Source organism: Brachyspira sp. SAP_772 (genome assembly GCF_009755885.1).
In the GTDB taxonomy this organism is placed as follows: domain Bacteria; phylum Spirochaetota; class Brachyspiria; order Brachyspirales; family Brachyspiraceae; genus Brachyspira.
This window is the reverse complement of record NZ_VYIX01000018.1, coordinates 1-1,264: the sequence shown is the minus strand read 5'-3', so window position 1 is coordinate 1,264 and position 1,264 is coordinate 1. Positions and strand designations below refer to the sequence as shown.

At 27.5% G+C, this 1,264-nt stretch carries 2 protein-coding genes; both read left to right on the top strand.

Annotated elements, in window-relative coordinates; all coding sequences use genetic code 11:
- On the top strand, positions 1–545 hold a 545-nt coding region (locus GQX97_RS12225), incomplete at its 5' end, for an electron transfer flavoprotein subunit alpha/FixB family protein (RefSeq protein ID WP_198391225.1).
- A gap of 228 nt (positions 546–773) precedes the next feature.
- A partial coding sequence (gene hpt, locus GQX97_RS12220) for a hypoxanthine phosphoribosyltransferase (RefSeq protein ID WP_157152209.1) occupies positions 774–1,264 on the top strand: 491 nt, incomplete at its 3' end.

Sequence of the window (1,264 nt, the reverse complement as noted above, 5' to 3'; positions counted from 1 at the left end):
CTCAAATGGCTACTGTAAGACCTGGCGTAATGCAAAAACTTCCTAAAGAAGAAGGAAAGAAAGGTGAAATTGAAGTATTGCCTGTAACAATAGATACTTCCAAAATAAAAGTAAAAATCGTAGATGTAGTAAAAGAAACTGCTAAAAAGGTTGATATTACAGAAGCTAAAATATTGGTATCTGGCGGCAGAGGTGTAGGTTCTAAAGAAAACTTTAAAAATCTTGAGGCTGTAGCTTCTAAAATTGGTGCAACTGTTTCTGCTTCAAGGGCTGCTGTAGATGCTGGATTTATAGAGCAATCTAGACAAGTAGGTCAAACAGGTAAAACAGTAAGACCTAATATATATTTCGCTTGCGGTATATCTGGTGCTATTCAGCATATGGCTGGTATGGAAGAATCTGAATATATTATTGCTATAAACAAAGATAAAGATGCTCCTATGTTTGGAATCGCTGATTTGGGTATAGTAGGTGATGTAAACAAAGTRCTTCCKYTATTAGCTGAAGAGTTAGCTAAAGCAATAGAGGCTAAAAAAGCTAATTAATTCAAYTTAAACTTTTAATTAAAAAAATAAAGCCAATAGATAGAATAAACTTTTTTATCTMTTGGCTATTTTTAATAATATAAYTAATTTCAATTWTTATTAAAACTTCATATACATACTATAAAAAATTATAATTAATATGTTATAATATATTTTTAATTTAATTATTATCTATATACGATAATATATAACACAAAATTATTAATAAAAGATTTTAAGGAATAATTTATGAGAAAAGATGASAATATATCAAAGATACTTATATCTGAAGAGAATATAAATAAAAAAGTTAAAGAATTAGCACAAAAAATAAACAATGATTATAAAGATAAAACTCCTTRTTTAATAGGRCTTCTTAAGGGTTCTTTTGTATTTATTGCAGATTTAGCAAGAGAAATTGATACTAATATAGARGTTGATTTTATGATAGTATCTAGTTATGGAAATGAGAAGATAGGCTCTGAAATTAAAATACTTAAAGATGTTGATATACCTTTAACAGGCAAAGATGTTATTATAGTAGAAGATATTATTGACACAGGATACACTTTAGAGAAAATTTGCGAAATATTACAAACTAGAAATGTTGCTTCGCTTAAAATATGTACACTTCTTAATAAGCCTTCAAGAAGAAAAGTTGATATAAAAATTGATTATAATGGTTTTGATATAGAAGATGAGTTTGTTGTAGGATACGGCATTGACTATGCACAGAAATA